The 19,286-nt window shown below is 72.5% G+C and carries 17 protein-coding genes; 7 read left to right on the top strand and 10 right to left on the bottom strand.

The genetic code is table 11. The annotated features are described in order from the left end of the window. Positions 1-6 precede the first annotated feature (6 nt). From ACYVLT_RS35385 to ACYVLT_RS35375, 3 genes are read right to left on the bottom strand one after another with little or no spacing between them, the layout of a single operon-like run. A complete protein-coding gene (locus tag ACYVLT_RS35385; protein ID WP_461124519.1) occupies positions 7-651 on the bottom strand; it encodes an ABC transporter ATP-binding protein in 645 nt (214 codons plus the stop codon). Further along, positions 648-1,313 carry an ABC transporter ATP-binding protein gene (locus tag ACYVLT_RS35380; protein ID WP_461124518.1) on the bottom strand — a complete coding sequence of 222 codons (666 nt, stop codon included), beginning with the start codon at positions 1,311-1,313 and terminating at the stop codon, positions 648-650. Before ACYVLT_RS35380 ends, ACYVLT_RS35385 begins: the two co-directional genes overlap by 4 nt. Further along, a complete protein-coding gene (locus tag ACYVLT_RS35375) occupies positions 1,306-3,768 on the bottom strand; it encodes an ABC transporter permease (RefSeq protein WP_461124517.1) in 2,463 nt (820 codons plus the stop codon). The genes ACYVLT_RS35380 and ACYVLT_RS35375 overlap by 8 nt, the downstream gene beginning before the upstream one ends. 157 nt (positions 3,769-3,925) lie before the next feature. Here ACYVLT_RS35375 and ACYVLT_RS35370 point away from each other — a divergent pair, with 157 nt between their 5' ends. Together ACYVLT_RS35370 and ACYVLT_RS35365 are read left to right on the top strand one after the other, a co-directional pair. Then, on the top strand, positions 3,926-4,120 hold the full coding sequence (locus ACYVLT_RS35370) for a hypothetical protein (protein ID WP_461124516.1): 195 nt from the start codon (positions 3,926-3,928) through the stop codon (positions 4,118-4,120). A gap of 26 nt (positions 4,121-4,146) precedes the next feature. Then, positions 4,147-5,337 carry a phage tail sheath family protein gene (locus tag ACYVLT_RS35365; RefSeq protein ID WP_461124515.1) on the top strand — a complete coding sequence of 397 codons (1,191 nt, stop codon included), beginning with the start codon at positions 4,147-4,149 and terminating at the stop codon, positions 5,335-5,337. On the opposite strand, the gene ACYVLT_RS35360 is transcribed toward ACYVLT_RS35365, so the two are convergent. Beyond that, entirely contained in the window at positions 5,334-8,855 is a 3,522-nt protein-coding gene (locus ACYVLT_RS35360) for an nSTAND1 domain-containing NTPase (protein WP_461124514.1), read from the bottom strand. The genes ACYVLT_RS35365 and ACYVLT_RS35360 overlap by 4 nt on opposite strands. Before the next feature lie 64 nt (positions 8,856-8,919). After that, positions 8,920-9,108, bottom strand: a complete 189-nt coding sequence (locus ACYVLT_RS35355; protein ID WP_461124513.1) for a DUF3072 domain-containing protein — start codon at positions 9,106-9,108, stop codon at positions 8,920-8,922. Positions 9,109-9,247: 139 nt separating this feature from the next. On the opposite strand from ACYVLT_RS35355, the gene ACYVLT_RS35350 reads away from it, so the two are divergent. Then, positions 9,248-10,759, top strand: coding sequence for a chitinase (locus ACYVLT_RS35350; RefSeq protein ID WP_461124512.1), 1,512 nt, complete (start codon positions 9,248-9,250; stop codon positions 10,757-10,759). Positions 10,760-10,761: 2 nt separating this feature from the next. Here ACYVLT_RS35350 and ACYVLT_RS35345 read toward each other — a convergent pair whose 3' ends face one another. After that, entirely contained in the window at positions 10,762-11,085 is a 324-nt protein-coding gene (locus ACYVLT_RS35345; RefSeq protein WP_461124511.1) for a hypothetical protein, read from the bottom strand. Between the two features lie 135 nt (positions 11,086-11,220). Here ACYVLT_RS35345 and ACYVLT_RS35340 point away from each other — a divergent pair, with 135 nt between their 5' ends. Further along, complete coding sequence (locus ACYVLT_RS35340; protein WP_461124510.1) at positions 11,221-11,415, top strand: hypothetical protein; 195 nt, start codon at positions 11,221-11,223, stop codon at positions 11,413-11,415. A 12-nt stretch (positions 11,416-11,427) separates the two neighbouring features. On the opposite strand, the gene ACYVLT_RS35335 is transcribed toward ACYVLT_RS35340, so the two are convergent. Then, the gene (locus tag ACYVLT_RS35335) at positions 11,428-12,930 is read right to left on the bottom strand and encodes a methionine--tRNA ligase (protein ID WP_461124509.1); all 1,503 of its coding nucleotides are present in this window, start codon (positions 12,928-12,930) and stop codon (positions 11,428-11,430) included. Positions 12,931-13,114: 184 nt separating this feature from the next. Then, positions 13,115-14,599, bottom strand: coding sequence for an alpha/beta fold hydrolase (locus ACYVLT_RS35330; RefSeq protein WP_461124508.1), 1,485 nt, complete (start codon positions 14,597-14,599; stop codon positions 13,115-13,117). A 422-nt stretch (positions 14,600-15,021) separates the two neighbouring features. On the opposite strand from ACYVLT_RS35330, the gene ACYVLT_RS35325 reads away from it, so the two are divergent. Beyond that, positions 15,022-15,423 carry a hypothetical protein gene (locus tag ACYVLT_RS35325; RefSeq protein WP_461124507.1) on the top strand — a complete coding sequence of 134 codons (402 nt, stop codon included), beginning with the start codon at positions 15,022-15,024 and terminating at the stop codon, positions 15,421-15,423. Positions 15,424-15,555: 132 nt separating this feature from the next. Here the strand turns inward: ACYVLT_RS35325 and ACYVLT_RS35320 are convergent, their stop codons facing one another. Further along, positions 15,556-16,332, bottom strand: coding sequence for a hypothetical protein (locus tag ACYVLT_RS35320; protein ID WP_461124506.1), 777 nt, complete (start codon positions 16,330-16,332; stop codon positions 15,556-15,558). Between the two features lie 137 nt (positions 16,333-16,469). After that, positions 16,470-17,090, bottom strand: a complete 621-nt coding sequence (locus ACYVLT_RS35315; RefSeq protein WP_360464345.1) for an L-threonylcarbamoyladenylate synthase — start codon at positions 17,088-17,090, stop codon at positions 16,470-16,472. Positions 17,091-17,586: 496 nt separating this feature from the next. Here ACYVLT_RS35315 and ACYVLT_RS35310 point away from each other — a divergent pair, with 496 nt between their 5' ends. Together ACYVLT_RS35310 and ACYVLT_RS35305 are read left to right on the top strand one after the other, a co-directional pair. Beyond that, the gene (locus ACYVLT_RS35310) at positions 17,587-18,624 is read left to right on the top strand and encodes a hypothetical protein (protein ID WP_461124505.1); all 1,038 of its coding nucleotides are present in this window, start codon (positions 17,587-17,589) and stop codon (positions 18,622-18,624) included. 228 nt (positions 18,625-18,852) lie between these two features. Beyond that, positions 18,853-19,191 (top strand): YciI family protein, encoded by a 339-nt coding sequence (locus tag ACYVLT_RS35305; RefSeq protein ID WP_360464334.1) that lies wholly within the window; start codon positions 18,853-18,855, stop codon positions 19,189-19,191. The last annotated feature ends 95 nt before the right edge of the window (positions 19,192-19,286 follow it).

Genomic DNA, 19,286 nt, shown 5'->3' with positions numbered 1-19,286 from the left:
CGACGCCTATCCTACGGAGATCCGCCCGCCGCCGAGCACCAACGTGCGGTCCGCCGCGCGGTGCACCTCGTCGTGGTGCGTGGCGACCAGCACCGCCGAGCCCTCGTCGGCCGCGCGGCGCAGCACGCCCACCGCCGTCGGCGCGCTGCGCTGGTCGAGGTGCGCGGTGGGTTCGTCGGCCAGCAGCACCCCCGGCCCGCCGACCACGGCACGGGCCAGCGCGGCCCGCTGCTGCTGCCCGAACGACACCTCCTCGGGGTACCGGTCGGCCAGCTCCGCGATGCCCAGCTCCGCCAGCAGCCCGGCCACCCTGGTCAACGAGCCGCCGCCGCGGCCGAGCCGGAGGGGCAGCGCCACGTTCTCGGCCAACGTCAGCTCGCCCGCCAGGCCCAACGCCTGCGGCAGCAGGGCGCACACCTGCCACGACGGCGGCGACGTCAGCACCTCGCCGCCCATCTCCACGGTGCCCTCGTCCGCCTGGTCGAACCCCGCCAGCACGGCCAGCAACGCGCTCTTGCCCGACCCGGACGGCCCGGACAGCGTCACCAGCTCGCCGGGCGCCACCTCCAGGTCCACGCCGCGCAGCACGTGCACCGGTCCGCCGGCGTGCCGGAACGTCCGCTCGATCCCCTTCACCCGCAAGGCCGTCATGCCACCAGCGCTCCGTTCCGCAGGTCGAACCGGGTGTCGGCGAGCGCGATCAGCCGGGGGTCGTGCGAGGCCACCACGACCGGCACGCCACCGCGCGCCAGGGCGGCCAACGTCTCCAGCACCAGGTCGGCCGACGCGGTGTCCAGCTGCGAGGTCGGCTCGTCGGCCAGCACGACGCTCGCCTGCCGGGCCAGCGCGCACCCGAACGCCAGCCGCTGCTGCTGCCCGCCGGACATCGCCGACACCCGCCACCCGGCCGTGCCCGGCAGCCCCAGCCGCTCCAGCACCTCGTCCACCCGGGCGACCCGGCCGGCCGCCTGCGCCGCCGCACGCAGGTTGTCGCCCACGTCCAGGTGGCCGATCAGGTTGTCCGCGGGGTGCTGGAACACCAGCGCGACGTCGCGCCGCCGCAGCTCGCGCCGCGCGCCGGAGGACAACCGCGCCGTGCCCTTCCCGCGCAGCTCGACCGCGCCCCGCGTGGGCCGCTCGACCAGGCTCAACACCCGCAGCAACGTCGACTTGCCCGATCCGGACGGCCCGGCCAGCACCGTCATGCCCCTCGCGGGCACGTCCAGCGACACGTCCGACACCGCGGTCACCGCGCCGGCGGGCGTGCGGTAGTCCACACCCACCTCGCGCACCCGCAACACGTGCTCAACCACGGATGAGCTCCCCGATCCTCGCCGAACGCACCGCGCGCACCGCGATCCACGCCGCCACCAGCACCACCAGCACGCTCCCCGCGACCGTCGTCACCAGCAGCGGGAGGACGTCCGGGACCTCCGGGGCCGGCGTGAGGCGTGGCGCGGGATCCAGCTTCGGCACGGTGACGGCGCTGCTCACCCCGCTCGCGGCCAAGCCGACCACGACCGCCGCCGCGGCCACCGCGCCCAGCTCGACCAGGTGGCTGCGCAGCATCGCGGCCGGCCCCAGCCCCATCCTGGTGCTGAACGCGCCGGACAGCGCGTTCTGCCGCCGCCGCACCTCCACCGCCAGCAGCAGCGCGATCGACGCCACCACCGCGAGCACCGAGCCCAGCGCCGCGACGAACCCGAACGTCCACTGGATCGTCAGGAACGGCAGGCCCTGCACCGCCTTCTCCTTCTCGCCGACGTTGCGCGACAGCTTCACGCCCGCCGCCGACAGGGCCTCGGTCACCTCACCCAACGGCTTGCTCGACCACACGTACCAGGAGCCGACGTCACGTCGGTCGGCGATCCGGTCGACCGGCACCACCCAGCCGGACCCGCCGAGCTTCGGCAACGACGGCACCCACGCGTCCGGTTCCACCGGCGGCAGCCCCGGCAACCGGACCTCGCCGCGCGGCACGTCGCCCACCCGCAGCGGCTCGGCCAGCAGCGCCGGGTCCACCTCCGACGGGAACGCGCCGTCGCGGAACGTCCGCGGGTCCACCACCAGCGCCGCGCGCTCGTACTGCTTGACGAAGCCCACGATGGTGGAGTTGCCGCGCAACGCCTCCGGCAGTTCGGTGACCCCCGCCGGGATCTGGGCGTAGCTGTTCGCCCCCGCGTACGTGCCGGACTTCACCTCCAACGCGGTCCGCTGCGATCCGGCGATGGCCGCGCCGACCGCGATGGTGCCCACGGCGAGCACGCCCACCAGCAGCACACCGGTCACCGGACCGGCGCCCGCCGCGAGTCGCCGGATCGCCAACTGCGCGGCCGGCTTCGACCACAGCCGCACCCGGTGCGACGCGCCCAGCGCCCACCTCGCCACCCGGGCGGCCAGCAGTGCCGCCGTGAGCACGACCAGCAGCGGGAACGCCAGCGCGGCGGCGTCGATGCGCGGCAGCGCGCCGATCCGGGGCGTGGTGGCCAGCCCGCTGTGCTGCACCCGGTTCCACGCCCAGACCGCCAGGGCGGCGGTGGCCAACTCCCACGGCAGGGCGGCCAGCGCCTTGCGCAGCCGGTTGCCGCGCCGCGCGACCTGGAACATCCGGTGCGTGCGCAACGCGCCGGTGGCGAAGGCGACCACGAGGCTCAGCGCCACCACCACGACCACCGCCAGCGCCGCCGTCGTCACGGTGCCCGGCGGCAGCAGGTCCGAGGGCGCGTACCAGGGCAGCAGCAACCGGGCCGTGCCCAACCCGGCCACACCGCCGACCACCAGCGGCAGGCCCAGTTCCAGCACGCCACGACCGCCCAGGGCGAACGGCCCGGCGCCGCGCACCCACAGCAGCCGCAGTTCCCGCTCCCGGCGCTGTGCCCACTGGACGGTGACCGTGGCGATGCCCGCCAGGCCGATGAGCAGGCTGATCAGGGTGAGCGGCAGCACGGCGGACGCCACGTTGGTCACGGTCTGCCGGGCGTTGTCCACCGGCAGGTCCAGCAGCGAGATCGTGCGGTTGAAGTGCCTCTCGACCGGGGCGACGCGCGCCGTGCCCTCGGCGAGCAGGGCCGCGGCCTCGTCGACGGTGCGCGGCGGGTCGGCGGGGAAGCGCACGGTCACGTCCGTCAGGCCGGCGATCTCCGGCGGCAGCGCGGCGAACGACTCGGCGCTGGGCAGCCACACCACGGCGGTCGCCAACTCGTCGCGGTCGAGCACGTTGGGCACGACGAAGTGGCGTTCCGAGCACCACCACCCAGGCAGCGGGTCGAGGATGTCGGCGTAGACCGCGGTGACCGGCGGCAGCCGCCCGCCCATGCCGCGCTCGCCCAGCCGCAGGTCCGTGGTCACGGCGATGCTCTTCGGCACCCACAGGCCGTCCTTCGAGCCGCCTTCCAGCACCTTGAGCCGGTCGGTGGCGCCGGGGCGGTAGCCGAACTTCGCGTCGGTCGGCCGGCCACCGAAGTCGACCCGCTGCTCCCGGAGGTAGGTGCCGATCAACGGTGCGCGGTCCGGCACCGACTCCTCGACGGCTCGGATCATCTCGGGAACGCGCTCGTGGGGTACCCCGGTGGCTTCCAGCGACGGGTGCAACGCCTCCGTGCACAGCCGGTCCTGCTGGTAGTCGATCGCGGCGCTGCCGGACGCCGCCGAGTGCATCACGGCGGCGGCCACCACGAAGCTCAGCAGCAGCGCGGTGACCACGCTGACCAGCAACGTCAGCGGACTCGACAGGGCCGCGCGCGGGGCGGCCCTCCACGGGATCTGCACCCGCGAACGGTAACCGGCGTCCGGTCCACACAGGAGCCCCTTCGTGAACGCCGTTCATGATTCCGGACAACGTCCGGACAACGCGGTCCGTTGTCCGGGATCGACGGACCGGCTCGGACGCGGGTTGACGCCGACCGGTTCCGGGTACCGGGACGGCATGAGGCCGAACGTGCTGAAGAAGTCGCTCGCGGTGGTGGTCAGCGGCGCGGCGTTGTTCCTGACCCTCGGCGCCGGGTGCCAGAACGAGGGCGACGGCGAGAACGGCGACCAGCCGGGCGTGGAGCAGCAGGACGAGCAACAGGACGAGCAGGACGGCGAGCAGCAGGACGGCGAGCAGGAGGGCGACAACTGACCGGTGCCGGGCGCTAATGTGCGCCCATGCCGACATACCTGCGCCCGGGTGTGTACGTGGAAGAGGTCGATGTCCTGGACCGGGCGACGTACGGCCACCCGCTGCGCGACGTCGACCGGTCCGAACCGACCGCGCCCCGGCGGATCGCCGAGCACGGCGTGGCGGCGTTCGTCGGGCTCGCCCCGCAAGGACCGGCGCACGTGGTCACGCTGATCCGGAGCTGGACCGAGTTCCAGCAGCGGTTCGGCGGTGTGGTGGAGGGCGCGTACCTCGGCCACGCGGTGCACGGCTTCTTCACCAACGGTGGCCGGGAGTGCCACGTCGTGCGCGTCAACGACGGGCGGTTCGACCAGGTCACCCTGGACGACGTGGTCGGCAGCGCCGACGAGCGGACCGGGATCGCGAGCCTGGAGGCGGTCGAGGACGTGTCCGTGATCGCCGCGCCCGACGTGATGGCGCTGCGCGACCGGTTGGGCGAGGAGGGCGTGAAGGCGGCGCAGTTCGCGCTCTTGTACAACAGTGAGCTGATGGGCGACCGGATCGCTCTCATCGACTGCCCGCCCGACCTGTCGCCCCAGGAGGTCCGGGACTGGCGCACTTACGTCGCGGGCTACGATTCGAAGTTCGCGGTGCTCTACTACCCGTGGCTCAAGGTGTCCGACCACTGGGACGAGTCGACCGTCGTGCCGCCGTCCGGGCACTTGGCCGGCGTCCACGCCCGGATCGACCTGCACCGCCACGCCGCCAACGAGCCGGTGCGCGGCACGTTCGCGCTGGAGCGCGACCTGCTGCTGCAAGAGCAAGAGCTGTTGCACCCGTTGGGCGTCAACGCCTTGGTCCGCGCACCCGGCGGGCCGGTCGTCTGGGGCGCGCGCACGCTGTCGAGCGATCCGAAGTGGCGGTACCTGAGCTCCCGGCGGCTGATGAACTTCCTCGTGCGCAACATCCGCGCGGGCGTGGCGTGGGTCGTGTTCGGCCAAGCCCACGACCGGGAGGTGTGGCGGCGGGTCCGGCGCGAGCTGGAGGAGTTCCTGTCGATGGTGTGGCGGTCCGGCGCGCTGCGCGGCGAAGACCCCGACGAGGCGTTCTACGTCAAGTGCGACGAGGAGACCAACCCGGCCGAGAGCGTCGACGCCAACCTGATCGTGGCGGACTGCGGGGTGGCCGGGCACGACGGCGCCGAGTTGAGCTTCCGGGTCGTCTGCTACCTGGGTTAGTCGATCTCGGGCAGCAAGCCCAGTTCGGACAGCCCGAACACCGCCGCGGGCGTGCCGATGTCGGTCAGCACGGCCACCGCCAGGCCGCGCAACCCGTGGTCGGACATCCGGGTGAGCCGGATCAGCTCGGGCACGGCGGGCTCGCCGATGAGGCGCAGCGCGTGCCCGGCGGCGGTGCGGGCGGCGACGTCCGGGCGTTCGACGATCCGCAGCAGCAACGGCAGCGCGGCCACGCCGAACCCGCCGAGCGCGGTCGCGGCGGCCAGCCGGACGGCCTCGTCGTCGCGCAGCAACCTGCCCAGCGTCGACCGCGCCGTCTTCGACCGGCTCGCGCCGAGCGCCTCGACGGCCGTGCGCCGGACCGAGGCGTCGGGGTCGGACGTCAGCTCGGCCAGGGCGGGCAGCGCGGCGTCGCCGACGGCCTGGAGGACGGCCGCCGCACCGCGCCGCCGGCGTCGGTCGGCACCCCGCACGGTGCGCGCGGCGGCGGGCACGACCTCCGCGCCGCGTCCGGCCAACGCGTCCACCGCGGGCATCCACCGCTCCGCGTCGCCCCCGAAGGCCAGCAGCACGGTGATGCCCTTCGGCCCGGAGGCGGCCAAGGCCTTCGCCGCCCGCGTGCGGACGACCAGCGGGTCATCGGACTTGAGCACCGGGATCAGCGGGTCGACCGCCGGCTCCCCGATCCGGGCCAGCGACCGGGCGGCCTGTTCGGCGACTTCGGCGTCGACGTCCGCCAACGCCGCCACCAGGCCGGTGGTGGCGGCGGCGTGCCCGCCCAACGCCCGAGCCGCCGCCCGGCGCACGGCCGGGTGGTCGTCGGTCAGCGCGGCGAGCAGCGCGGGCACGGCCCGCGGATCGCCGCCCCGGGCGGCCAGCACCTCCGCCGCCCGCCACCGCACGTCCACGTCGTCGTCACCGAGCGCCCGCACCAGCCCTGTGGTGGCGTTGACCTCGGCCAGCACCTCGGCGGCGGCGGCCCGCAGCCGGGGGTCCGGGTCGCGCAGCGCGTCCACCAGCGGGTCGGGGTAGGTCGCGCCGATCGCTTCGAGCGCGGCGGACGCGCCGGCCCGGACCCGGGCGTCGGCGTCGCCCGCCGAGAGCAGCAGCGGCCCCACCGCGGCGTCCCCGAACGCGCCCAACGCGCCGACCGCGCGCCACCGCACGTCGAGGTCGTCGTCCGACGTCGCCTCGGTCAGCACCGCGACGGCCTCGGGGAAGTCCATCGCGGTGAGCGCGCCGACCGCCAGCGACCGGACCCGCTCGTCGTCGTCCCGCAGCGCGCTCGCGAACGCGGGCACCGCGTGGGCGTGGTTGAGCTGCCTCAGCGCGCCCAACGCGGTCAGCCGCACCTCGGGCTCCGGGTCGCGGGCACGGTCGACCAGACCGGGTACCGCTGCCTCGCCGATGCGCACCAACGCCGTGCCCGCGGACGTCCGCACGGCCACGTGCGGTGATCGCAGCGCGCCGAGCAGGCCCGGGATGGTGCCCGTGCCGATCGACACCATCCGGTCGGTCAACGCCTGCCGCCGGTAGGTCGGGATGGCCGGGTCGAGGAACGTCGGCAGGAGCCGTTCGTGCTCGGGCCGCAGGAAGTCGGCCGGCACGGTGTCCGCCGAGGGCTCCAGCCGTTCCAGCGTCTCGTAGACCGGCGCGAGGCGTTCGTGCTGCCACAGGTACGCCTCGGCGCGACCGCTCTCCTCCCACTCGCGGGCCGCCGCGCGGACCCGGCGCAGCAGGCGCAGGTCGTCCTTGATGACCTCGATCCACTCCCGCAGCCGGGTCCAGCCCGCGAACAGCGCCTCGTGCGCCACCGAGACCAGCGGCCGCTGCGCCGGACCCGCGTCGCGCACGAACAGCCTGGCCTCGGTGAACACGTCCACGAACCGCCGGGTGTGCTCGTCCACCGCGATCCGGTCGAGCGCGACCCTCCGGCGCACGGGCACCCCGGACTCGTCGATGTCGGAGAGCTCCCGGAAGACGCGGGTGAACGTGGCGCGGGTGTCGTCGTCCAGGAGGTCGCGGAACACGCCCTCGGCCCGCGTGCCGACCGCGCCGCGCACGCCACCGAGCCGCTGGTACGCCTCGTGGCTCAGGGTGCGGGTCGCGCCCCGCGTCCGGTACAACTCGTCCAGCGTGTAGGCCAGCAGGGGCAGCGCGCCGGGGTCGCGGCCGGTGTCGGCGAGGATGCGCCCGGCGAGGCCCTCCTCGAAGTCCAGGCCCGCCCGTTCGGCCGGTCGGACGATCATGTCGAACAGCGTGTCGTGCGGCGCCGAGAGCGGGAACTGGCCGCCCGCGAGCAGGTCGGCGAGGGCGGGGATGGCCACGCAGCGGTGGTAGAAGTCCGACCGGACGGTCACCACGACGTGCGCGGTGGTGGTCCGCAGCAGGTCCAGGAACGGCTCGACGTGCTTGGCGTCGACCGTGGTGAACAGCTCCTCGAACTGGTCGACGAACAGCAACGCGCGCCCGCGCCCCGCCAACGCGCGGTCGAGGTACCCGGCCAGGCCCCCCGGCCCGCGTTCGAGGTCGGCCGCGATGTCCCGCGCCGTGCCGCCGACCAGGGGCGCGAGCTTCACGGCCAGGGCGAGGAACGGGTTGTCGCCCAGCTCGCCGGGCGTGATCCGCAGCCCGGTCCACTGGTTGGTCGCGGGGTCGTGATCGGGCAGCAGCCAGCCACCGCTCAGCGCGCCCGCGGCCAGCCGGGGGATGAGGCCGGCGCCCACCAGCGAGGACTTGCCGGAGCCGCTCGCGCCCACCACGGCGAGGAACCGGCTCTCCGCGAGGCGGACCAGCAGCTCGTCCACCTCGCGCCCGCGGCCGAAGTAGATCGGCGCGTCGCGCGGGGTGAACGCGCGCAGGCCGGGGAACGGCGAGCCGTCCCACAGCGGCGGTGCGGGCGGGCCGCCGGACCCGGGCTTCGCCGCGACCATCCTGCCGACCAGCGCCCGCAGGTCGGCCTCGAACTCGACCCGGAACGCGTCGGGCGTCCGGCACTCCTTGTGCCCGCCCAGGATCGCGCCCGTGCCCGGGTCGCGCCGGCGCTCGAAGAACTCCCGCACCGCGCGGGCCTGCCGCCAGCGCTCCTCGGCGTCGTGCTGGTCGGGGTCCAGCGGCGCCATCGGCACCCGGCGGTAGAGCAGCACGGCGGGGGTGCCGCGCGCCCCGGCGCCCCGGACGGCGTCCTCGAACTCCCACTCCGTGCCGGACAGGTACGGCTCCCCGTTGTCCTTGCGGTACTCGGGGTGCGGCAGGGGAGTGCCCATGCGCGACCAGAACAACACCACGACCACGTCGCACTCGGACGGGCGCGGCAGCCCCTCGTCGATCGACGCCTGCGGTGTGCGGGTGGCCAGGATCGGCGGGCCGGCGCCGACCCGGTCCCACGCGACGGCCTCGAAGTCCACCCGGCCACGCAGGTCGTGGTCGTACCTCAGGCGGTCCAGCACCTCCAGGGCGATGGCCCGCTCGGCCCTCACGTCACCCGGCGAGGAGAGGAAGACGCGGACCCGGCGCACCGGCCCATCGTAGGGTCACCGGCGCGGCCAGCCGCGGTGGTTCCCGCGGATGGCCGCGCGGGGGTCAACGCCCGCGACCCGTCTTCTCCTGCAACCGGTCGATCAACTGCGAAGCCTCCACCTTGGTCAACCCTCCCGGCACCTCTTCGCCCGCCTCCTGCGCCAACGTGTGCAGGTAGGACTCCTGCGGACCGGTCATCGGCTCGTCGCCGGTGGTCCACTTGCTCGGGTCCTTCTCCGGATTGCGGTCCACGTGCGGCTCCTTCCCTCGAACGCTCGTTCGAGGTACCCGCTGCGCCGTTCGGTCAACCACCCCGGGCTCACCCTTGACACGACGTAGGTGGTCTAGTCCAATTTCCCCACCTGGAGGCCGCCACCGCTAGGAGGGGACGATGTCGCGCAGGATCCTGTTCGCCAGGGCGGCGGCGGTGGCGGCGTTGGTGGTGGCAGCGGCGGCGGTCGGCTTCACGCCCGCGTACGCCGCGTCGGTCACCGCGACGTTCACCAAGACCGCGAGCTGGGACACCGGCTACACCGCGCAGTTCTCGATCAAGAACGAGACCAGCGCGGCGATCTCGGGGTGGAAGGTCGAGTTCGACCTGCCCGCCGGGACGGCGGTCGGCGCCTACTGGGACGCGTTGCAGACCACCGCGTCCGGCCACTACGCGTTCACCCACCGCGAGTACAACGGCGCCGTCGCGCCCGGCGCCTCGGTGACGTTCGGCTTCAACGCCTCGGGCACCGCGAGCCCGGCCAACTGCAAGATCAACGGCGCGTCGTGCGCCGGTTCACCGACCACCACGACGACGACGACCACCACCACGTCGCGCACCACGACTACCACCACGACCACCACCGGTCCGACGACCACCACGACGACTCCGCCCACCGGGCTGCCCAAGCGCGTCCTGGTCGGCTACCTGCACGCGAGCTTCGCCAACGGCTCCGGCTACATCCGGATGAAGGACGTCTCCGACGACTGGGACATCGTCAACCTGTCCTTCGCCGAACCCACCTCGGCCACGTCCGGCGACCTCCGCTTCGCCCAGTGCCCGGTGGCCGAGTGCGCGGGGGTGGAGTCCGAGGCCGAGTTCATCGCGGGCATCCGCGACAAGCAGGCCAAGGGCAAGAAGGTGCTGATCTCCATCGGCGGCGCGAACGGGCAGGTGCGGCTGTCCACCACGGCCGCGCGCGACGCGTTCGTCCGCTCCGCGTCGGCGATCATCGACAAGTACGGCCTCGACGGCCTGGACATCGACTTCGAGGGCCACTCGCTGTCCCTCGACGCGGGCGACACCGACTTCCGCGCGCCGACCACACCCGTGGTCGTCAACCTGATCCAGGCGTTGAGGACGTTGAAAGCGCGCTACGGCGCGAGGTTCGTGCTCACCATGGCGCCGGAGACGTTCTTCGTCCAGGTGGGTCACCAGCACTACGGCGGCAGCGGCGGCGCCGATCCCCGCGCGGGCGCGTACCTGCCGGTGATCCACGCGTTGCGCGACGACCTGACCCTATTGCACGTCCAGCACTACAACTCCGGCCCGATCATGGGCCTGGACGGCCAGTACCACTTCATGGGCGGCCACGATTTCCACGTCTCGATGGCGGAAATGGTGATGGCTGGGTTCCCGGTGCGCGGTGACGCGACGAAGGTGTTCCCGGGACTTCGTCAGGACCAGGTGGCGATCGGCCTGCCGGCGAGCATCAACGCGGGCAACGGCTTCACGTCCGTCGCCGAGGTGCACCGGTCGCTCGACTGCCTGATGAAGGGCGTGAACTGCGGCACGTACAAGCCGAAGGCGGTCTACCCGAACCTGCGCGGGCTGATGACGTGGTCGGTCAACTGGGACCGCCACGCCGGCTTCGAGTTCTCCCGATCACACCGCGCCTACCTGCCCAGGTGACGTCACCGGACCCGCCGGGGTGCCACCCGGCGGGTCCGCGGCGGGGGCCACCAGCAGCTGCTCACCACCGCGAGCACCCAGGAGGACAACCCGGTGATCATCGTCCGCCGGAGCCGGTCGTCGTCCTCCAAGCGGGGTCCGCGGTAGAGGAGGAACGCGGCCACCCCCGCGAGCAGCGCGAGCAGCAGGGTGGCGACGAGCACCAGCCGGCCGTACTGCATGACGCGCACGCACGTCAGCTGACGGCCGGCGTAGCGCGCGGCGCAGGACGTGAAGTGCGGGTTCGTCCCGACCTCGACGGTCAGCGGCCGACCGGCGACGGGCACGGCGCAGGTGGTCAGCACGTCGGCCGCGGCGCAGTCGAAGCCGTCGACGACGGAGAACTCGGGGGGTGTCGACGCGGTACGGCCCGTCGGTCGCCCTGGCGGGTGCCACCGGGCGCCGACGACGATTTCGGGGCGATGCCGGTGCTCGCCACGGTCGCGGTGGCCGTGCCCGCGGGCGTGATGGCGTGCCGGCAGTACGTCGCGGCCGGACCGGACGGCGGCCGGCTGCGGGAGCGGTTCGGGCAGGTGGCTAACGCGTTCACCGCCACCCTGCTGCTCGGCGCCGTCCGACTGCTGTGGCTGGGGCTCGCCGCGGGTCTGCTCGACTGAGCCTTCCCCGCGTCACAGCCTGGGGAACAACGGCTGCGGCTGGGGTAGTCGGTCGGCCAACGTGACGCACTGCTCGGAGATCCGCGCGGCCAGCGCCGGCACGAACGGCGTGAGTTCGCGGGCCAGCACCCGGCACGCGGTCAGCAGCGCGGTGACGGCCGCGTCCAGCCGCCTGCCCGCCTCGGCGTCACCGCCGCGCTCGGCACGGGCCAGGTCCCACGGTCGCACCCGTTCGACGTACCGGTTGGCCTCCTCCACGATCCGCCACACCGCCGCCGTCGCACGCCTGAAGTCGAAGTCGGTGACGGCGGCGTGCACGAGGTCGGGCGCCTCGCGGCACGCGGCCGTCAACGGCTCGGCGTCGGCGTCCGGCTCGGTGCCGCCGGGCGGCCTGCCCTCGCGGTAGCGGTGGACCATGACGGTGACGCGGTTGACCAGGTTGCCCAAACCGTTGGCCAGGTCCTCGTTCGCCCGGGCGACCAGGCGGGCCTCGGTGAAGTCGGCGTCGCCGACGCGCGGCACGTCGCGCAGCAGCCACCACCGCACCGCGTCGGAGCCGTACCGGTCCGCCAACGCCACCGGGTCGACCACGGCGCCGGTCGACTTGCTGATCTTGCGGCCGTCGGTGGTGAGGTAGTCGTGGACGAGGATGTCGGTCGGCAGCGGCTCGCCCGCGGACAGCAGCATGGCGAGCCAGTACACGGCGTGGAACCGGACCACGCCCTTGCCGATCACGTGCACGCGCCGGTCGTTCTCCACCCACCAGCGCCGGTAGTTCGAGCCTTCCCCGCCGTAGCCGAGGCTGGTGATGTAGTTGCCCAGCGCGTCCCACCACACGTAGACCACCTGGTCCGGATCACCCGGGACCGGGATGCCCCAGCCGTGCGCGCGGGCGCGTGACCGCGAGATGGAGAAGTCCCGCAGGCCGGCCGCGATGAACGCCAGCACCTCGTTGCGGCGGGCGGCGGGCTCGACCCGGACCACGCCGTCGCCGATCAGCTCGCGCAACCGGTCGGCGTAGCGGGACAGCCGGAAGAACCAGTTCTCCTCGGCCACCGGTCGCGGCTCGACCTCGTGCTCCGGGCACTTGCCGTCGACCAGCTCGGCGGGGGTGTAGAACTGCTCGCAGCCCACGCAGTACAGGCCTTCGTAGTGCTTGCGGTAGAGGTCTCCGGCGTCCGCACAGGCCTGCCAGAGCCGTTCAACGCCGGTGCGGTGCCTGGGGTCGCGGCTGGTGCGGATGAAGTCGGTGAACGACAACGCCAACGGGTCGCGCAACGCCGCGAACGCCGCCGCGTTGCGGTCGACCAGTTCCCCGGTCTCCAGCCCCTCCGCCTCGGCGGCCAGCACGTTCTTGAGCGAGTTGTCGTCGGTGCCGGTCAGGAACCGGACCCGGTGGCCGCGCAGGCGGTGGTGCCGGGCCAGCACGTCGGCCTGCACGATCTCCAGCGCGAAACCCAGGTGCGGGCGCGAGTTGACGTACGGGATGGCGGTGGTCACGTAGTACCGCGACATCGGAACCTCCTGGTGCGGGGGTTCCCGGTCGAGACCCCCTGGGACGGGGGCCTCGGACTCGTCATCCGTGCAGCGTCGGCGGCCCCGCGTGGCGGGGCGTCATGACGGCGGACGACGGGGACATGGCGGCGACGCTAGCAGCGCCACCGCCCGTCTCGCGCCTGGTTTTCGGTCGCGCGACCACTCAGGAGCCGGGAACCGCCGTCCGCCCCTGGCACCGCGTGTCGGCGGGCTTCGTCCCGTCGAGGAGGAAGGCCTCGATCGGGCGGGCGACGCAGTCGCGGCCGGTCCGGTGCTCGATCGTGGCGTCGTAGGCGCCGTGCCCGAACCCGTTGTAGCTGATCAGCGGAGCGGAAGGGGCGGACGCGAGCCGCCGCGCCCAGACCTGGGGCGTGGCGCCGTCGTACCGCATCGAGGCGACCACCAACGGCACCTGCCCGGGGAACGGCCCGGGACGCCACTCGCCCAGGTCGGTGCCCAGGCACGCCCGCGCCCAGGTCCAGTGCCACGAGGAGGTCCGGACTATCGGCGCAACCTCACGGCTGCTCCGCCACAGGTCCCGCCACTGGTCGTCGGTGGTGATGGTCCGGTCGAAGAAGTCGTTGCAGCGCAACAGCGTCTGCGCGTCCGGGGTGGGCTCGTCGACCGTTCGGGCGGTGGTGTCCCGCCCGTGTCCGGCTCGCCACGTCGCGAGGACGTCGGCTTGCTCCTCGAGGGAGAAGCTGCTGTCTTTGTTGTGGTGGAGGGATTGGAACACGGCCGTGAGCGTGTCGGGAGTCACGAGCTCGCCCTGGCCGTCCCGGAGCTCCCCGGCCTCGGCCAGGGAGCGCAGCCCGGCCAGGTGGTCGAGCACGTGCTTGGCCGTGATTCCGACGCCCTTGCCGATCGTCCGGGCGAGGGTCCGGCACGACCCCTTCTTGGGTCGGGTGAACTGGTGTGCCTGGCACCAGCGGGCGAACCCGTGCACCACGTCCTCGACGCCCGCCGCGGCGGTGACGAGGTAGTCGCGGGTGCTCAGCCGCGGGTACTGCGGGCTGTCGAGCACCATCGACCGGACGGTGTCCGGGAACAGCTCGGCCGGCGCCTGCCCGGCCACGGTCCCGTAGGACACGCCGTAGAAGCCGACCACGTCGACGCCGAGGCCCCGGCGGAGCGCGTCCAGGTCCCTGGCCCGGTCCACCGAGTCGACCGTCTTGAGGCCGGGCGGTCGGCAGCTCTTGGCGTAGCGGTCGTTGTCGGCGGTGAGGACGGTGAAGGTGCTCAGCGACGGGTCCAGCGGCAGTTGCTCGTTCACCCGAGGGCCTTGGCAGGCGATCCTGCCCTCCCGCTGGTTGATCGCGACGATGTCGAAGGCACGGCGCACCGGCTCGGTGAACTTCCGGTACCCGTCGTGCTCCAACGCGTCGGCCGATCCGCCGTCCGGGCCGCCGTTGTCGAAGAGCAGCACCCCCTTGTACGCGCCGCCCGATCCGCTCGCCTCCCGCTTCACCACCTTGAGCCCGATGACGTCGGCCAAGTCCACCGCGTCCCACCGCTCGGGCACGGACAACGTCGCGCACCGCGCCTTCGGGTCGTCCTGGCACGGCTCGAAGTCGGACAACGAGGACGCTGACGCGACCGCCTGAGGTGCGACGACCGCGGCGGACAGCGCGGCCGCGGTCGTCGCCACGGCGATCCTCCGTCTGCGTTCCGCGCCGATCCCGGGGCCGGCCTGACCTTCTTGTGCGGTAGACATCGACTGTCCCCTCTCCTTGTCGGTTCGAGTCGATCGAAACGACTTGGCGGGCGTTCCGGGGACGTCGTCCGCGAAGGTGCGCTATCGGGCCGTGAAACCGCCCGGTACGGTACTCGTGAACCACGGAGTGTGCCCTGTGGTCATTGTGGGTGACCACCCCCTCCTTGTCGGGGTGATGGCACCGGAAATCGCGACGGTCGCTTCTCGGATCGTGCCGACCGCGAATACCGCCACGGTAATGAAGATCCCGGATCGGGTGAGATCCGTGAATTCGCCTTCCCCGTCGATGGCCGGACGGTTCCACTGGACCGCGAGGGCTCCGGTTCGGAGTCGATCACGAGAGGACCGCAATGCACATGTTCCGCAAGATTGCCGGTGTCGTGTTCGCCATCGCGGCCGCCGCGTTGATGTTGACCGGTGTCAGCGCCGCGGCGCCCGCCGCGGAAGTCGACGACCGGGTCAACGGCGTCTGTGTGAAGAGCTATCCCGCGGGCACGACCGTCAAGTTCGTCTGGAAGAGGAACGCGCCCACCTACTGCCTGCCGGACGTCAAGAAGCAATGGGGGTCGATGTCCGGCGGGAACGAATACTTCTACTGCCAGAAGAAGACGGACAAGAAGGTGACGGTGGGGCAGTACTGGAACAACTGGTGGGCGCTGACCGATGACGACAGCGGGAACGTCCGCGTGTGGCTGAACGTTGTCTACATCTCGGGAGGCAACAACGGAGAACCGGTGCCCAACCTGAAAACATGCTGATCGGGTTCTTGACCCGGGCCGGCCGACGAGGGCGGTGATATCGGCGAGGAAGGCGGGTCTTTCGGCGGCGGTCGGGAGGTTCGACCACACCGGCCACCGAGCCGAAAGGCCCGCCTTCGCGTTACCGCACGCCTAGCAGCCGATGCGCCGGGCGCCCAACGCGATGTCGTCCAGCCAGATGTCGTAGCTGCCCTCGTTGGGCTGGTAGAGCTGCCAGCCGAGCTTGACCGTGTCGAACTTCGGGAACAGGAAGTCGACCTGATTGCCGCCGTGCTCGCGGGTCGAGACGGTCAGGTCGGGGTTCGGCACGCCGTCGAACCACAGCGTGATCCGGTTGTCCGAGGCGTCCATCCGCCACTCGACGCACGTCCACGCGCCGGCCTTCGACGGCGCGGACTCGCGCCAGTTCGTCCAGTCGCCGGTCGGGCCGCCGTCCGCGCCCACGCCCCACAACGCCTTGTCCAACGTGGGCACGTACTGGCCGCCGAGCGGCCGCACGACCTCGGGGCCGTCACCGGTGGCCTCGACCAAGGTGTAGTGCGCCCAGTCCGGCGCGTCCGGGAACGCCTCGACCTTCACCCGGACCCGGCCGTAGAAGCTGTTGCCCGGTGCGGCGAAGTCGTCCACCTTGAGGAACGCCCGGCCGTTGCCCTCCGCCCGCACGTGCAGCACCTTCTGGCCGCGCCGGTCGCGTTCGACCTCCAGCGAGCCGTTGCGGGTGTCCACACCCCACTTCAGGCTCGTGCCCGCGCCGGTGGGCACCTGCTGGAAGTCCTCGCAGAACAGCAGACCCGGCTTGGCGCAGGTCTTGAGCCGGTGATCGTGGTCCGGGCCGGCGGCGTCCGCGACCGGGAGGGCGACGACCGAGAGCAGGACGGCGAGGACCGCCGAGGACAACCGTTTCCGCACGGGGAGCTCCTTCTGCGCTGAGGGGTAGCAGGAAGTTACCGACTCTGGGAACGCTCCCATACCTCTGTGCGGCGCAAACCCGGTGATCCGTTGGCAGGCAGGCCGGCGTCGGACGCCGGAGGCGGGCGGGTCCGGGATCAGGCGAAGCGGGCCGGGTCGCCCGCGCCCAGCCGGACGATCTCCGGCTCACCCTGGGAGAAGTCGACCACGGTGGTCGGCTCGGTGCCGCAGTCGCCCGCGTCCAGCACCGCGTCGACGACGTGGTCCAGCCGCTCCTTGATGTCCCAGCCGTGCACCAGCGGCTCTTCCTGGTCGGGCAGCAGCAGCGTGCTGGACAGCAGCGGTTCGCCGAGCTGCGCCAGCAGCGCCTGTGCCACCGGGTGGTCCGGGATGCGCGCGCCCACGGTCTTCTTCTTCGGGTGCATCAGCCGCCGCGGCACCTCGGTGGTCGCCGGGAGGATGAACGTGTAGCTGCCCGGCGTCGCCGCCTTGATCGCCCGGAAGACCGCGTTGTCCACGTGCACGAACTGCCCCAGCTGCGAGAAGTCGCGACACATGAGCGTGAAGTGGTGCCGGTCGTCCAGGTGCCGGATCTGCCGGATCCGGTCCAGCCCCGCCTTGTTGCCGAGCCGGCAGCCGAGCGCGTAGCACGAGTCGGTCGGGTAGGCGATCAGACCGTCCGACTTGATCAGCTCCACCGCTTGGTCGATGGACCTGCGCTGCGGGTTGACCGGGTGCACGTCGAAGTACCTCGCCATGCGGGGAGCCTAGTCTCCCGACCGGCCGACGGTGGATCAGGTGAACGCGGGTGCTGTGCGGGGAGCGTGTCGGAGGGCCTCGCCCCGGCCCTGCGGGTGGGTTGGCCGCTCGTGCCGAGCGCGTACCGGGAGGGCGTGGTCGAGGCCGAGCGGTACGCCGACTTCGACGACCGGCATCGCCGAGGGTGTCGCCATCGTCGCCGACGTCCTCCGCTGATCGGTAACGATGATTCCTTTCGTCACGCGGGTTTCCGCGTGCGGGCAACGGGTTCACACGAACGCGTGGATGATGTGCACGGTGGGATTTCCGTGATCATCCTAAGTGGACAGGTGGCGTCCGGCCCGGTCAGGATGCGGTGGACGCCGGGTAGTCGGGCGCGGAGATCCTGCGGCACTCCCGGGCGTGCCATGCTTCGTCTCGTTCGAAAGCAGAAGACTCATGTCCCGCACGACCGTAGATGCACCCACTCAGGCAGACGACCAAGCACACCGCCCGTTGCCCGTCCACCTCGTCGGCTCGCTGCCGCGTCCGCTGTGCGACGACCCCGCCACCGCCATGCGCTGGTTCATCGAACACCGGGGCGAGGCCGAGCTGACCGCCCTGCCGTCCGACCGCGACCCGCGGTGGATCATCGACTGGCTCACCCACCACATGTCGTCCGTGCCCTCGCTCGAACAGGTGCGCGGCGGCGAGAGCCGCGGCTACGACGACATGCCGTACTACCGCGTCCGGCCCGGGCGGCGGCTGAGCGAGCAGGAGGTCGGCCTCGGCCGCGTCGAACAGGCCGAGGCGGCCTTCGCGGCACTGGACCGGTTGTGCCCCGGCGGTCCGGGTGAACGGCCGCGCGTGCAGGTCGGCATACCCAACGCGCTGGACCTCGCGCTGTTCGCGTTCGGCTCGATCGACGCCGCCCGCGAGTGGATGCCCACCATGCAGGCCGCGGTGCGGCACGAGGTGGCCGAGCTCGACGCCCGGTGGGGTGACCGGTTGCAGCTCCAGCTGGAGACGCCCGCCGTGCTGGTGGCCTACCACCTCGCGCCACCGCCCGCCTGGGCGATGCTGACCGCCGACCTCACCCGCCAGGTGGCCGGGGTGCTCGACGCCGCTCCGCGCGCCCAGTGGGTGCTGCACCTGTGCTACGGCGACCTGGAACGCGTGCCGGTGTTCACGCCGACCGACCTGCGGTCGGCGGTGCGGTTCCTCAACGCGCTGGCCGACCTGCTGGCCGAGCAGGGCGCGCCGATGCCGACCGTGCACCTGCCGGTGGCCAGCGGCCAGAGCCCGCCGCCCACCGATCCCGCGTTCTACGAGGAGCTCCGGCACCTGCGGCGAGGGATCGGGATCATCGCGGGCGTGGTGGTCGAGGACTACCCGGAGGAGACGCGTGAGGCGCTGCGGCTGACCGCGGAGGCGCTCGACGCGCCCGTGACCGGTGTCGCCGCCGCGTGCGGCTACGGGCGGCGCACCGAAGAGGCCGCCGCGGCGAACCTCGCGCTGGCCGCCCGGTTGGCGCGGGAGTGGGACGTGCGCTGACCCACGGGGCGGTGGGACGTCACACGGCGTCCCACCGCCCCGTCGTGGTCACCTGACGGGACGTCACGCCGGTGGCGCCGGTTGTGCTGTCCTTTGTGGACTGTCCAAGGCTCCCGGTGTCGGTTGTGACCCGCGTCATAGATCAAATTTGTCCGTCCTCGCCACACCCGCAGCCCATCCTCTGGTTGAGTGATAACAGCATTACCAAACGTTCGAGGAGCTCATTCAATGAAGTTCATGCTGTTGATCAACGAACTGCCCGAGGTCTACAACGGGCTCGACGACGCCGAGCTCCAGGCCATCTCGGCCGAGTACATCGCGTTGATGTCGGATGAGCGCGTGATCGGCGGGGAACGGTTGCAGCCGGCCGAGACCGCGACCACGCTGCGCGTCTCGGACGGCGAGCGCTTACTGACCGACGGGCCGTTCGCCGGCACCAAGGAGGTCCTGGGCGGGTACTACATCCTCGACGTGGCCGACCTGGACACGGCGCTGGACATCGCCGCCAAGACCCCGGCCGCCCGGCTCGGTGGCGTGATCGAGGTTCGACCGCTGGTCGAGCGGTAGGTCGTGCCGGCTTCCCCGGCGGGGGCGTCCTCGCCGGGGAAGCCTCGCGGGCGGTCACGGCCCGACCGTCACGTACGGTGAGAGCTGATTGCTCC

The organism is Saccharothrix stipae (assembly GCF_054781895.1).
The sequence above is the reverse complement of the archived record's forward strand: the minus strand, read 5'-3'. Positions and strand labels throughout refer to the sequence as shown.